The sequence below is a fragment of the Aeromonas crassostreae genome (genome assembly GCF_054052445.1).
In genome coordinates this window covers 303,441-316,472 of the sequence record NZ_JBSTYM010000001.1, presented here as the reverse complement: position 1 = coordinate 316,472, position 13,032 = coordinate 303,441, and the positions used below count along the sequence as shown (strand labels likewise).

11 protein-coding genes are annotated in these 13,032 nt (G+C 60.2%); 9 read left to right on the top strand and 2 right to left on the bottom strand.

What is annotated here, in order from left to right; all coding sequences use genetic code 11:
• The first annotated feature begins 6 nt into the window (after nucleotides 1–6).
• Both gyrA and ACW5W4_RS01385 read left to right on the top strand, forming a co-directional pair.
• Nucleotides 7–2,757 (top strand): DNA topoisomerase (ATP-hydrolyzing) subunit A, encoded by a 2,751-nt coding sequence (gene gyrA / locus ACW5W4_RS01390; RefSeq protein WP_456688154.1) that lies wholly within the window; start codon nucleotides 7–9, stop codon nucleotides 2,755–2,757.
• A 217-nt stretch (nucleotides 2,758–2,974) separates the two neighbouring features.
• A complete protein-coding gene (locus tag ACW5W4_RS01385; RefSeq protein WP_408793391.1) occupies nucleotides 2,975–3,100 on the top strand; it encodes a hypothetical protein in 126 nt (41 codons plus the stop codon).
• Between the two features lie 536 nt (nucleotides 3,101–3,636).
• On the opposite strand, the gene ACW5W4_RS01380 is transcribed toward ACW5W4_RS01385, so the two are convergent.
• Nucleotides 3,637–4,689: a PA0069 family radical SAM protein gene (locus ACW5W4_RS01380; RefSeq protein ID WP_456688153.1), complete on the bottom strand. Its 1,053-nt coding sequence runs from the start codon at nucleotides 4,687–4,689 to the stop codon at nucleotides 3,637–3,639.
• A gap of 174 nt (nucleotides 4,690–4,863) precedes the next feature.
• Here ACW5W4_RS01380 and ACW5W4_RS01375 point away from each other — a divergent pair, with 174 nt between their 5' ends.
• On the top strand, nucleotides 4,864–5,454 hold the full coding sequence (locus tag ACW5W4_RS01375) for a tetratricopeptide repeat protein (protein WP_456688152.1): 591 nt from the start codon (nucleotides 4,864–4,866) through the stop codon (nucleotides 5,452–5,454).
• A 4-nt stretch (nucleotides 5,455–5,458) separates the two neighbouring features.
• Here ACW5W4_RS01375 and ACW5W4_RS01370 read toward each other — a convergent pair whose 3' ends face one another.
• A complete protein-coding gene (locus ACW5W4_RS01370) occupies nucleotides 5,459–5,671 on the bottom strand; it encodes a hypothetical protein (protein WP_408793388.1) in 213 nt (70 codons plus the stop codon).
• A 379-nt stretch (nucleotides 5,672–6,050) separates the two neighbouring features.
• Here ACW5W4_RS01370 and thrS point away from each other — a divergent pair, with 379 nt between their 5' ends.
• The 6 genes from thrS to pheT all read left to right on the top strand — a co-directional run bounded on the left by thrS (nucleotide 6,051) and on the right by pheT (nucleotide 13,030).
• A complete protein-coding gene (gene thrS / locus ACW5W4_RS01365) occupies nucleotides 6,051–7,979 on the top strand; it encodes a threonine--tRNA ligase (protein WP_456688151.1) in 1,929 nt (642 codons plus the stop codon).
• Between the two features lie 3 nt (nucleotides 7,980–7,982).
• Nucleotides 7,983–8,531, top strand: a complete 549-nt coding sequence (gene infC / locus ACW5W4_RS01360; RefSeq protein ID WP_041992478.1) for a translation initiation factor IF-3 — start codon at nucleotides 7,983–7,985, stop codon at nucleotides 8,529–8,531.
• A gap of 85 nt (nucleotides 8,532–8,616) precedes the next feature.
• Nucleotides 8,617–8,814, top strand: coding sequence for a 50S ribosomal protein L35 (gene rpmI, locus ACW5W4_RS01355; RefSeq protein WP_005315535.1), 198 nt, complete (start codon nucleotides 8,617–8,619; stop codon nucleotides 8,812–8,814).
• Between the two features lie 14 nt (nucleotides 8,815–8,828).
• On the top strand, nucleotides 8,829–9,185 hold the full coding sequence (gene rplT / locus ACW5W4_RS01350) for a 50S ribosomal protein L20 (protein ID WP_005300683.1): 357 nt from the start codon (nucleotides 8,829–8,831) through the stop codon (nucleotides 9,183–9,185).
• A gap of 461 nt (nucleotides 9,186–9,646) precedes the next feature.
• Nucleotides 9,647–10,630 (top strand): phenylalanine--tRNA ligase subunit alpha, encoded by a 984-nt coding sequence (pheS, locus tag ACW5W4_RS01345; RefSeq protein ID WP_456688150.1) that lies wholly within the window; start codon nucleotides 9,647–9,649, stop codon nucleotides 10,628–10,630.
• A 12-nt stretch (nucleotides 10,631–10,642) separates the two neighbouring features.
• On the top strand, nucleotides 10,643–13,030 hold the full coding sequence (gene pheT, locus ACW5W4_RS01340; protein WP_456688149.1) for a phenylalanine--tRNA ligase subunit beta: 2,388 nt from the start codon (nucleotides 10,643–10,645) through the stop codon (nucleotides 13,028–13,030).
• Nucleotides 13,031–13,032 lie beyond the last annotated feature (2 nt).

Genomic DNA, 13,032 nt, shown 5'->3' with positions numbered 1-13,032 from the left:
CTTTCTATGAGCGATCTGGCCAGAGAGATCACGCCGGTCAACATCGAAGAAGAGCTCAAGAGTTCCTATCTTGATTACGCCATGAGCGTGATCGTAGGACGAGCTCTGCCGGATGTGCGTGATGGCTTGAAACCGGTTCACCGCCGCGTTCTGTATGCAATGAACGAGTTGGGGAACGACTGGAACAAGCCCTATAAAAAATCGGCCCGTGTGGTCGGTGACGTAATCGGTAAATACCACCCCCACGGCGACAGTGCCGTGTATGACACCATAGTCCGGATGGCGCAGGATTTTTCCATGCGTTACATGCTGGTCGATGGTCAGGGCAACTTCGGTTCGGTTGACGGCGACAACGCCGCGGCCATGCGTTACACCGAAGTGCGGATGGCGCGCATCTCCCACGAGCTGCTGGCCGATCTGGACAAAGAAACCGTGGACTGGGTGCCCAACTACGACGGCACCGAGATGATCCCGGCTGTCATGCCCACCAAGGTGCCCACCCTGTTGATCAACGGCTCCTCCGGTATCGCGGTGGGCATGGCGACCAACATTCCCCCTCACAACCTCACCGAGATAGTCAACGGCTGTCTGGCGTTGATCGAGAATGGCGAGCTCACCGTCGACGAGCTGATGACCTATGTCACCGGCCCGGATTTCCCCACCGGTGGCATCATCAACGGCCGCTCCGGCATCATCCAGGCGTACCGGACCGGTCGCGGCTCCGTCTATGTGCGCGCCAAGGCCGAGGTGGAGGTGGACGAGAAGAGTGGTCGCGAGACCATCATCGTCCACGAGATCCCCTATCAGGTGAACAAGGCTCGCCTGATCGAGAAGATCGCCGAGCTGGTCAAAGAGAAGAAGATCGAGGGCATCAGCGCCCTGCGCGATGAGTCTGACAAAGACGGCATGCGCATAGTTATCGAGATCAAGCGCGGCGAGTCCGGCGAGATTGTGCTGAACAATCTCTACAAGCACACCCAGATGCAGACCACCTTCGGCATCAACATGGTGGCGCTCGATAACAACCAGCCCAAGGTGATGAACCTCAAAGAGATCCTGGATGCCTTCCTGCTGCACCGCCGTGAGGTGGTGACCCGCAGGACCGTGTTCGAACTGCGCAAGGCGCGGGATCGGGCCCACATCCTGGAAGGGTTGGCGGTGGCGCTGGCCAACATAGACCCCATCATAGAGCTGATCCGTCACAGTGCGACCCCGGCGGATGCGAAAGCGGGCCTGGTTGCCAAGGGCTGGGAACTCGGCAACGTGGCCGCCATGCTGGAAAAAGCGGGCGACGACGCGGCGCGGCCAGAGTGGCTGGAGCCGGAATTCGGCATCCGTGAAGGTCAATACTTCCTGACCGAGATCCAGGCCCAGGCCATCCTTGACCTGCGTCTGCACAAGCTGACCGGCCTCGAGCACGAGAAGATCCTGGAAGAGTACCAGTCTCTGCTGGATCTCATTGCCGAGCTGCTGCACATCCTGGCCAGCCCCGAGCGCCTGATGGAAGTGATCCGTGACGAACTGCTGGCCGTGCGCGAGCAGTACGGCGACGAGCGTCGCACCGAGATCAGTATGTCCAGCGCCGAGATCAACATCGAGGATCTGATCACCCCGGAAGACGTGGTCGTCACCCTGTCTCACCAGGGCTATGTGAAGTATCAGCCGCTCTCCGACTACGAGGCCCAGCGCCGCGGTGGTCGTGGCAAGTCGGCCACCCGGATCAAGGAAGAGGACTTTGTGGAGCGTCTGCTGGTGGCCAACACCCACGACACCATCCTGTGCTTCTCCACCCGCGGCAAGGTCTACTGGCTCAAGGTCTACCAGCTGCCGGAAGCGTCCCGCGGCGCCCGTGGTCGTCCCATCATCAACCTGCTGCCGCTGGACGAGGGTGAGCGCATCACCGCCATCCTGCCGGTGAAGGAATATGATGCCGACAAGTACGTCTTCTTCGCCACCGCCAACGGTACCGTGAAGAAGACCAGCCTGTCCGACTTCAGCCGTCCGCTCTCCTCCGGTATTCGCGCCATCAACCTCAAAGAGGGTGATGAGCTGATCGGGGTGGACATCACCGACGGCAGCAACGAGATCATGCTCTTCTCCGACGCGGGCAAGGTGGTTCGCTTCGCTGAAGGCAGCGGCCGCGCCGATGCGGATGCCAGCGATGAAGTCGAGACCGACGACGACGCCGGCAACGACGACGATGGCAGCGACAACGGCGAAGGCACTGAAGGCACCGAAAGCAAGGGTACCTTCAAGGGCGTGCGTCCCATGGGCCGTACCGCCGCCGGCGTGCGCGGCATCAAGTTGGGCGCCGGTGACCACGTGGTCTCCCTTATCGTTCCGCGCGGTGAAGGGGCTATCCTCACCGCCACCGAGAACGGTTACGGCAAGCGTACCGCGCTGGACGAGTACCCGACCAAGAGCCGCGGTACTCAGGGCGTTCGCTCCATCAAGGTGGACGAGCGCAACGGCAAGGTGATCGATGCGATCCAGGTCGAGGATACCGACCAGATCATGCTGATCACCAACGGCGGCACCCTGGTGCGCACTCGCGTGAGCGAAGTGAGCATCATAGGCCGCAACACCGGCGGTGTCCGTCTGATCCGTACCGGTGAAGACGAGACCGTGGTCGGCCTGCAGCGCATCGCCGAGAGCGACGAGGAAGAGAACGACGTCCTGGTGGATGGCGAGTCGGTCGAGACCGATTCCGCCGCCGAAGGCGACGTGACCTCCGAGCCGGGTGGTAGCGACGAGTAAGGGGATGGCACGGCCCTGATGAGGCGGGATCATGATTTCCTCGCTCGCCACATCCAGGCCTGATCATTTCTCGCAAGAAGAGCGCCTCTGGGCGCTCTTCTTTATGGGGCATCGGCAGATGCCCTTTTTGCGTGTCTGGCTGTCATCAGGCTGTCATGGCGTCCCCTTAAGCTGCGCTGGACATCAACCGGTGTCGTGTCATGTCGAGGAGTCAGCGATGTTACAACTCTGGTGGTCGAAGTGGTTCGGGAACGAGGCGGGACCCGAGCAGGAGGAAGATCTGGTGGCATTCGAGCCATCCCGGATCCCGGTCGAGCTGCTCAAGGGCGGCCCCTCCACCTGAGCAGTTCTGCTCGGGGCAGTGCACTGCGGGCAGCGTCGATACACGCTCCCGCCCATGACCAGGGAATGTTCCTGCCAGGGGACAAGTCAGGCACAGCGGCGGCCGGCAGGACTGCCTGCCAGGGAGACAACTGGCAAGGCGCAGGCCATCCATCCCGCGACGCCACCGGGGCATAATCCCGAACTCCGAACTCCGAACCCCTGAACCCCCGAACCCCCGAACCCCCGAACCCCCTTGTTTCCTGTGATGACGCCGTGCCTGACAGTGGCAGATTGACTCTGCGTTGGCAGGCGCCGCCAGGGTTGGCTCATAACCCCTGTGTCCCATGATCTGTGGCACTTACCCTGCAGCGGTGGGATATGCGTCGGCACGGCTTTTATCTCTCCAGGGCCGCACTCGTTCCCGCCCATACCCGGTGCTTCCGGCGGAGACGGGCTAAGCCGCGATGATCCATCTCGCGCTTTTGTGGTGCTATCGGGGCGATCGCGTCTGCCGAGCCGAGGGGCGTGTGCAGGTCATGGAGGAGGGGGCTTCGCTCAAAACAGTTCGAACTGCTGATGGGGCCGGAGAAAAGCCGTGATGTCCAGAGGCGGCGGCCGCTGCGCCAGTCCCAGGCGCTTGCAGATCAGCCGAAAGCGCTGGGCCAGCAGATCGGCAAGCGGGCCGCTGCCCCGCATGCGATCCCCGAACTGCGGGCTGTTGAGCGCCCCCTCCCGGCTGGCGCGCAGCTGGCTCAGGATGGCCTGCTTCTTCTGCGGGTAGTGTCTGTCCAGCCAGTCGCAGAAGAGGGGGGCCAGTTCATGGGGCAGGCGCAGCAATATGTAACCAGCCTGGCTGGCACCTCGAAGGGCGGCGGCGCCAATGATCTGCTCGAGCTCGGACTCGTTGAGCCGGGGGATCATGGGGGCCGCCAGCACGCCGACCGGGCTACCGGCCCGGGCCAGCTTGTCGATCACCGCCAGACGTCCCTGTCCCGTGCTGGCCCTGGGCTCGAGCCGGCGCCTGAGGGTCTCGTCCAGGGTGGTCACCGAGATCATGATGCGGCACAGTCCTCGCTCGGCCAGGGCCTGCAGCAGGTCGAGGTCGCGCAATATCATGGCGCTCTTGGTGATGAGTCCCACCGGATGGCGGTGGGCCAGCATCACCTCCAGCAGCTCGCGGGTGAGGCGGTAGTGGTGCTCTATGGGCTGGTAGGGATCGGTATTGGCCCCGAGTACTATGGTCTGCGGCTGATAGCCCGGCTTGGCAAATTCCCGCCGCAACAGTTCGGCGGCGTTGATCTTGGCAAACAGCCTGGTCTCGAAATCCAGTCCTGGAGAGAGCTCCAGATAGGCGTGGCTGGGTCTGGCATAACAGTAGATGCAGCCATGCTCGCACCCCTGATAGGGGTTGATGGAACGGCTGAAGGGGACGTCCGGCGAGAGATTGTGGCTGATGATGCTCCTGGCCTGGATCTCGCGCACCTGGGTCTGGGGCGCCGGGAGCTCGAACTCGGGCTGCGCTGTTTGCGGCCAGCCATCGTCGACGGCCAGGATCTGCGGGCCGCTGAAGCGGTGATCGACATTGTGGGGGCTGCCTCGTCCTGCCATTTCATCACACAAGCCACTGTTTATATGTACAGTTATTTTGCAAGGGGTGGTGGCAAACATCAAGTCCGCCAGTCTCCCCTTATTTCACTCGGCCAAAGAACGGGATCTCTTGCTTGAACTGTCGCTACATTTCGTTTACATAGACAAAATGCGAACCGGATCACGGACATCATCATGAGTCCCACCATTTACCGCTGGCTGTTTATCGCCGTCATTGCCCTGGTCGCCTGGCGCCTGCTCCCGCTCTCCACCGAGCAGGCCCTGGCACAGGGTCAGCGGGCCTGGCGGGTGGGCCAGATCGAACAGGCCGTCAGCATTTGGCAACCCCTGGCCGAGCAGGGGGTTCCCCGCGCCCAGGCGCTGATGGGCTGGAGCCACGAGCTGGGGCAGGGGAGCGAGCAGGATATGGATCGCGCCATCAACCTCTATCGTCAGGCGGCGCAGGCGGGGGATGCCTTTGGCCAATATCGACTGGGTGAGCTCTATCTGCGTGGCCGCGGGGTGACGCGGGATTTGCACGAGGCATTTCGCTGGATGGAGCAGGCTGCCCAAAACGGCGACATACCCGCCATGCTCAAGGTAGGGGTGCTGCATCTGGTGGGGGCCAACGGTCGAGTCGACATGGCCGGGGCCAAGCAGTGGCTCTATCAGGCTGCCCAGCAGGGCAACAAGCTGGCACTCACGGTATTGCAGGAGCTGGCGCTGGCCGAGGAGGGGCGCGGCACCTTCGACTTCGACGCTCACGCCTTCCTGAGTGCCGGTTAGGGGCTCAGCGACTGGCGCTGACCTTGCCCGGGGTCACCTCGGTGACATAGAGGGTGCTGCGATCGGCACTGTGCACTATGCTGCAGACCTCCCGCTTGCTGCCATCGCTCAGGATCACCAGCTCCCCGAGATGGACCGGGCAGTGTGTCGTCAGCAGGTGATCCGGGTGAATGATCTTCTCCGCGTGCTCCACAAACGATACGTCATAGGTGTACATCGCTCTCTCCTTCTCGGGCCTGTTCCTATCTGGAAAGCTAGCACAGGCAGGGGGGGAGGGCGCCAAGGGATTGCCTGCCAGGTGCACTGCCATCGCATGCGGGCACCGGGTGGCGGATGACGGCGCATGTGCCGCCGCGCCAGGGCAGGGCCGCCATGCAAAATCGGCAGGGTAACTTGTCTGAGTTGTCACGTCTGATACAATCCCCGGTGGATCCTGTTAGGCGATAGCATGAGGCCCACGACAGCCTGGGTATCTCTCTGTGTACCAACCGTTTGGTTTACGGTGAAACACCAGGGAGATGAGCTTGAATCTGAAGGAATTTTTACTATTACATGTGCCCTTTGGTAGGGGGCACCACTGTATAAGGAAACACACAATGCCAATCATTACTCTGCCTGACGGCAGTCAACGTCAATTTGCCCACGCCGTTTCCGTCATGGACGTGGCCGCGGACATAGGTCCAGGTCTCGCCAAGGCGTGCATTGCCGGCCGGGTAAACGGTGAACTGGTGGATGCCTGCGAGCTGATCGAAGCCGATGCGCAGCTCTCCATCATCACCGCCAAAGACGAAGAAGGTCTGGAGATCCTGCGTCACTCCTGTGCTCACCTGCTGGGTCATGCCATCAAGCAGCTCTGGCCCCAGACCAAGATGGCCATCGGCCCCGTCATCGATAATGGTTTCTATTATGATGTGGACCTTGACCATACCCTGACAGAAGAAGACATGGCGGCGCTCGAAGCGCGCATGCTGGAGCTGGCAGGCAAGGATTACGACGTCATCAAGAAGAGAGTCTCCTGGCAGGAGGCGCGTGACGTGTTCGCCGCTCGCGGCGAGACCTACAAGGTCGAGATCCTGGATCAGAATATTGCCCGTGATGATCAGCCCGGTCTCTATCATCACGAAGAGTATATCGACATGTGCCGGGGCCCCCACGTGCCCAACATGCGTCACTGCCACCATTTCAAGCTGCAGAAGATGTCCGGCGCCTACTGGCGTGGCGATTCCAACAACAAGATGCTGCAGCGCATCTACGGCACCGCCTGGGCCGACAAGAAACAACTCAAGGCCTATCTGCAACGTCTGGAAGAGGCCGCCAAACGCGACCACCGCAAGATTGGCAAGCAGCTCGACCTCTATCACATGCAGGAAGAGGCCCCCGGCATGGTGTTCTGGCACAACGACGGCTGGACCATCTTCCGCGAGTTGGAAAGCTTCATGCGCACCAAACTGCGGGAGTATGACTATCAGGAGGTGAAAGGCCCCTCCATGATGGATCGCGTCCTGTGGGAGCGCTCCGGCCACTGGGACAAATATGCGCAAGGCATGTTCACCACCCAGTCCGAGAACCGCGAGTACGCCATCAAACCGATGAACTGCCCGGGCCACGTCCAGATCTTCAACCAGGGTCTGAAGTCCTACCGCGATCTGCCCCTGCGCATGGCCGAGTTTGGCTCCTGCCACCGCAACGAGCCGTCAGGTTCCCTGCACGGCCTGATGCGGGTGCGCGGATTTACCCAGGATGATGCCCACATCTTCTGTAGCGAAGCGCAGGTGATGGAAGAGGTGTCCGCCTGTATCCGTATGGTCTATGACGTCTACGGCACCTTTGGCTTCGAGAATATCGTGGTCAAACTCTCCACCCGTCCCGAGCAGCGCATCGGCTCCGATGAAGCCTGGGATCGCGCCGAGGCCGCCCTGGCCGAAGCCCTCGAGGTGAACGGCCTGAAGTACGATCTGCAGCCGGGTGAGGGGGCCTTCTACGGACCCAAGATCGAATTTACCCTGCACGATTGCCTGGATCGCGCCTGGCAGTGTGGTACAGTGCAGCTCGATTTCGCCCTGCCGGGCCGTCTTGGCGCCACTTATGTCGGCGAAGACAACGAACGTCACGTTCCCGTGATGATACATCGCGCCATCCTGGGTTCCATCGAGCGCTTTATCGGCATCCTGACCGAAGAGTACGCCGGACTGTTCCCGACCTGGTTGGCACCGACTCAGGCCGTGGTGATGAATATCACGGATAATCAGGCCGATTATGCGGTGAAAGTGGCCAAAGCATTGAATGATGCGGGCCTTCGCGCAAAAGCGGACTTGAGAAATGAGAAGATTGGCTTTAAAATCCGCGAGCATACTTTGAAACGAGTACCTTTCATGCTGGTCTGCGGCGACAAAGAAGTTGAAGCCGGCAAGATTGCAGTACGGACTCGTAAAGGGGCTGACCTGGGCACTTATCCTGTAGACGAGCTGATTGCTCTGCTGAGCCAGGAAGTTCAGACCCGCGGACAAAAGAAAGTGGAGGAATAAGCTATAAAAGGCGGAAAAAAACTGGGCAAGCAACCGCAAGCCCGCGCTCACCGGATCAATACCGAGATTCGTCTGAAAGAAGTTCGTTTGACTGGTATAGATGGCGAGCCTTTGGGTGTCGTTGGTATCCAAGATGCATTGAACTTAGCCGTTGAAGCTGGAGTGGATCTGGTCGAGATCAGCCCTAACGCTGAACCGCCCGTTTGCCGAATCATGGATTACGGCAAATTCCTCTACGAAAAGAGCAAAACAACCAAAGAACAGAAGAAGAAGCAGAAAGTTGTCCAGGTCAAGGAAATCAAATTCCGTCCTGGTACAGACGAAGGCGACTATCAGGTAAAACTACGCAACCTGGTTCGCTTTCTGGAAGACGGGGACAAGGCGAAGGTCACCCTGCGCTTCCGTGGTCGTGAAATGGCCCACCAGGATCTTGGTATCAAGGTTCTGGAGCGCGTCAAGAACGATCTGGAAGAGCTGGCCGTAGTCGAGTCGTTCCCGAAAGTCGAAGGCCGTCAAGCTGTGATGGTTCTCGCACCTAAGAAGAAATCTTAAGGCCCACAAGAAATTGACTCATGGGTTAGTCCCATGAGTCGGTTCGCCTTGCGATTTTGTTGTCACTCACAATGCGGAGTATAAAATGCCGAAGATGAAAACCAACCGGGGTGCTGCGAAGCGCTTCAAGAAGACTGGCTCCGGCCGCTTCAAGTGCAAGCATAACCACCTGCGTCACATCCTGACCAAGAAGAGCAGCAAGCGTAAGCGCAAGCTGGGACCGAAGTTCATGGTCTCTGCTGCTGACCACAAACGTGTTGTTGCCTGTCTGCCGTACGCATAAGGGGGATGTGAAAAATGCCAAGAGTTAAACGTGGTGTGACCGCTCGCGCTCGTCACAAGAAAGTAATGAAAGCCGCCAAGGGTTACTACGGCGCCCGTTCCCGTGTCTACCGCGTAGCGGTACAAGCGGTAACCAAAGCTGGTCAGTATGCCTACCGTGACCGTCGCCAGAAGAAGCGTCAGTTCCGTCAACTGTGGATTGCCCGTATCAACGCGGCAGCCCGTCAGAACGGTCTGTCCTACAGCCGTCTGATCAACGGCCTGAAGAAAGCTTCTATCGAGATCGATCGCAAGATCCTGTCCGATATCGCCGTTCACGACAAACTGGCTTTCACCGCCCTGGTTGAAAAGGCTAAAGCAGCACTGGTTTAATCCGGTTCTGTTATGAAACGAAAAGGAGGCTCAGGCCTCCTTTTTTGTTGGTGTCACGCAAATCATGGTGCAGGCTTCTCTGCTTCTCTGCTTCTCTGCTTCTCTGCTTCTCTGTTCGGGTAAGACTGCTGTTGCCAACCGACGCTAGGGTCTGAGCACATGCCTGACCAGTGAAGGAGGGCTTGGTCTGATGCTCTACTTGAATCATCGCGTCTATTGATTCTGTTTATGGCGCCACGACCGTGAGCGGAGGAGTGCAGTATGCCAACAAACTTGTATCGACAGGCAATGGCTGGGGTCGTTCTGGCCCCATCGACCGCAGGGGAGGGGTAACAAAATGATTTTGCGGGAGAAAAGCAGGGCATAACTATGGTCAGCACCTGCGCTTTTTTTGTATTATCTTCCTCTTTCCCCTTTTAGCGTATACAGGCTCCCTTGTTGGGAGTGGTGACGAGGAAGACATGCAACAGCTTGAAGAAGTGGTAGGCCAGGCCAAGGCCGAGATTGAGAGCGTCAGCGATGGCGCGACGCTTGACGAAATTCGGGTCAAATATCTGGGTAAGAAAGGCTTTTTTACCGAGCAGATGAAGTCCCTCGGCACCTTGTCCCCTGAGGCGCGTCCCGCCGCGGGCGCCGTGATCAACCAGGCCAAACAGCAGGTGCAGGACGCGCTCAATGCCCGTCGTGATGACCTGGCTGCCCAGGAGCTCAACCAGAAGCTGGCCGCCGAGACCATCGACATCAGCCTGCCGGGGCGCCGCATCGAGAATGGCGGTCTGCACCCGGTCACCCGCACCATAGAGCGCATCGAGCGCCTGTTTGGCGAGATGGGCTTCAAGGTGGCGCACGGCCCTGAAATTGAAGATGGCTTTCACAACTTCGATGCCTTGAACATTCCGGCGCACCATCCGGCGCGCACCGATCACGACACCTTCTACTTCAACCCGGACCTGGTGCTGCGCACCCATACCTCTGGGGTGCAGATCCGCACCATGGAGAAGCAGCAGCCGCCGATCCGCGTCATCGCCCCTGGCCGTGTCTATCGTAACGACTACGACATGACCCACACCCCCATGTTCCATCAGGTCGAAGGCCTGCTGATCGACGAGCATGCCAGCTTCACCGAGCTCAAGGGGATACTGCACGACTTCCTGCGCAACTACTTCGAGGAAGATCTCACCATTCGTTTCCGTCCCTCCTATTTCCCGTTCACCGAGCCGAGTGCCGAGGTGGATGTGATGGGCAAGAACGGCAAATGGCTGGAAGTGCTGGGCTGCGGCATGATGCATCCGAACGTGCTGCGCGCCGGCGGCATCGATCCGGAAAAATATTCCGGCTTTGCCTTTGGCATGGGCGTCGAGCGCCTGACCATGCTGCGTTACGGGGTCAATGACCTGCGTGCCTTCTTCGAAAACGATCTGCGCTTCCTCAAGCAGTTCAAGTAAGGGCGAGAGAACATGAAATTCAGTAAATCCTGGGTGATGGAGTGGGTCCGCACCGAGTTGAGTGACAACGCACTGGCCGAACAGATCACCATGGCCGGTCTGGAAGTGGACGCCGTGGAAGCGGTGGCTGGCCAGTTCAATAACGTGGTCGTGGGTGAAGTGGTCGAGTGTGCCCAGCATCCGGACGCCGACAAGCTGCGGGTGACCAAGGTCAACGTGGGCGAGAGCGAGCTGCTGGACATCGTCTGCGGCGCGCCGAACTGCCGCGCCGGCCTCAAGGTCTGCGTCGCCAAGGTCGGGGCGACCCTGCCGGGTGATTTCACCATCAAGAAGGCCAAGCTGCGCGGCCAGCCGTCCCACGGCATGCTCTGCTCCTTCAGCGAGCTGGGCATCGATGTCGAAGCCGATGGCATCATAGAGCTGCCGTTGGACGCCCCCATCGGTACCGACATTCGCGAATATCTGAACCTCGATGACGTCAGCATCGACGTGGATCTGACCCCGAACCGGGCCGATTGCCTGGGCATCGCCGGTCTGGCCCGCGAGATTGGCGTGCTCAACAGCGTGGACGTGGTCGAGCCGACCTGGACTCCGGCCCCTGCCGCCTGTGACGCCAGCTTCCCGATCCGGGTCGAGGCGCCGGCGGACTGCCCCCGATATCTGGGTCGCGTCATCAAGGGGTTGAACCTCAAGGCCCAGAGCCCGCTCTGGATGCAGGAGAAGCTGCGCCGTGGCGGCATCCGCTCCATCGACGCCATCGTCGACATCACCAATTACCTGCTGCTGGAATATGGCCAGCCGATGCACGCCTTCGACTTGGCAACGCTTGAAGGGGAACTGGTGGTGCGCCGCGCCTGCGCCGACGAGCCCATGACCCTGCTCGATGGCAACGAGGTGAAGCTCAAAGACAACACGCTAGTGATTGCCGATGGCAAAGGCCCTGCCTGCATGGCCGGCATCTTCGGCGGCGATCGCACCGGCGTCAGTGAGACCACCACCGACATCCTGCTGGAATGCGCCTTCTTCGCGCCGCTCTCCATCACAGGTCGCGCCCGTGCCTACGGCCTGCACACCGACTCGTCCCACCGTTTCGAGCGCGGGGTTGACCCCGAGCTGCAACACAAGGTGATGGACCGCGCCACCCGTCTGCTGCTGGACATTTGTGGCGGTGAAGCGGGCCCGGTGATCGAAGTCAAATCCGATGCCCATCTGCCCAAGGCAAGCCCCATCACCCTGCGCCGTGCCAAGCTGGACAAGGTGATCGGCATCCAGATCGCCGATGAGCAGGTGGTCGAGATCCTGACCCGCCTCGGCATGCAGGTGACCAGCCAGGCCGACGGCTGGAGCGCGCTGGCCCCCTCCTGGCGTTTCGATATCGCCATCGAGGAAGACCTCATCGAGGAAGTGGCCCGCATCTACGGCTACAACAACATCCCCAACCTCAAACCCGTCGCGTCGCTGGCCATGGTGGAGCAGGCCGAAGGCCAGGTGACCATCAAGCGGGTGCGTGATCTGCTGGTTGCCCGCGGCTTCCAGGAGGCGATCACCTACAGCTTCGTCGATCCCAAGACCCAGCAGACCCTGTTCCCCCAGAGCGATGCCATCGTGCTGCCGAACCCCATCTCGGTGGAGATGTCGGCCATGCGGGTCTCCCTGTTCACCGGCCTCATCCAGGCCGTGGTGTACAACCAGAACCGCCAGCAGCCAAGGGTGCGCCTGTTCGAGCAGGGGCTGCGTTTCATCAAGGACGAGCACGCCGAGAACGGCATCCGCCAGGAGCCCATGCTGGCCGGCATCATCACCGGCAATCAGAGCGACGAGCACTGGGACGTCAAGAGCCGGGGCGCCGACTTCTTCGATCTGAAGGGGGATCTGGAAGCCGTGCTGGATCTCACCGCCGAAGGGGCCAGCTTCAGCTTCGAGCGGGGCGAACACAGCGCCCTGCATCCGGGTCAGACCGCCCTGGTGCTGCGCAATGGCGAGCCCATCGGCCACATCGGCGTGATCCACCCGAACCTGGAAAAGAAACTGGGCCTCAAGACCCGCGCCGTGCTGTTCGAGCTGGAGCTCAACAAACTGGTGCCGGCCAAGGTGCCACTTGCTGCCGAAATCTCCCGCTTCCCGGCCAACCGCCGCGATATCGCCTTGGTGGTAGACCGTCAGATTCTGGCCGGTGATGTGCTGGCAGTAATTAAAAAAGTTGGCGGAAATCAGTTAGTTGGAATAAACTTGTTTGACGTGTACCAGGGCGCTGGTATGGCAGAGGACAAGAAGAGCCTGGCCATCAGTCTCACGTTGCAAGACACCCAGCGCACCCTGGAGGAGAAAGAGATTGCCGAGACCGTGGACAACGTCGTGCGGGCCCTCGGTGAAGAGTTGAATGCATCCTTGAGGGATTGATC

Excerpts from the sequence above, each read along its gene's own strand:
- gyrA (WP_456688154.1), top strand. The coding sequence starts at position 7 with ATGAGCGATCTGGCCAGAGAGATCACGCCGGTCAACATCGAAGAAGAG.
- ACW5W4_RS01385 (WP_408793391.1), top strand. The coding sequence starts at position 2,975 with ATGTTACAACTCTGGTGGTCGAAGTGGTTCGGGAACGAGGCGGGACCC.
- ACW5W4_RS01380 (WP_456688153.1), bottom strand. The coding sequence starts at position 4,689 with ATGGCAGGACGAGGCAGCCCCCACAATGTCGATCACCGCTTCAGCGGC.
- ACW5W4_RS01375 (WP_456688152.1), top strand. The coding sequence starts at position 4,864 with ATGAGTCCCACCATTTACCGCTGGCTGTTTATCGCCGTCATTGCCCTG.
- ACW5W4_RS01370 (WP_408793388.1), bottom strand. The coding sequence starts at position 5,671 with ATGTACACCTATGACGTATCGTTTGTGGAGCACGCGGAGAAGATCATT.
- thrS (WP_456688151.1), top strand. The coding sequence starts at position 6,051 with ATGCCAATCATTACTCTGCCTGACGGCAGTCAACGTCAATTTGCCCAC.
- rpmI (WP_005315535.1), top strand. The coding sequence starts at position 8,617 with ATGCCGAAGATGAAAACCAACCGGGGTGCTGCGAAGCGCTTCAAGAAG.
- rplT (WP_005300683.1), top strand. The coding sequence starts at position 8,829 with ATGCCAAGAGTTAAACGTGGTGTGACCGCTCGCGCTCGTCACAAGAAA.
- pheS (WP_456688150.1), top strand. The coding sequence starts at position 9,647 with ATGCAACAGCTTGAAGAAGTGGTAGGCCAGGCCAAGGCCGAGATTGAG.
- pheT (WP_456688149.1), top strand. The coding sequence starts at position 10,643 with ATGAAATTCAGTAAATCCTGGGTGATGGAGTGGGTCCGCACCGAGTTG.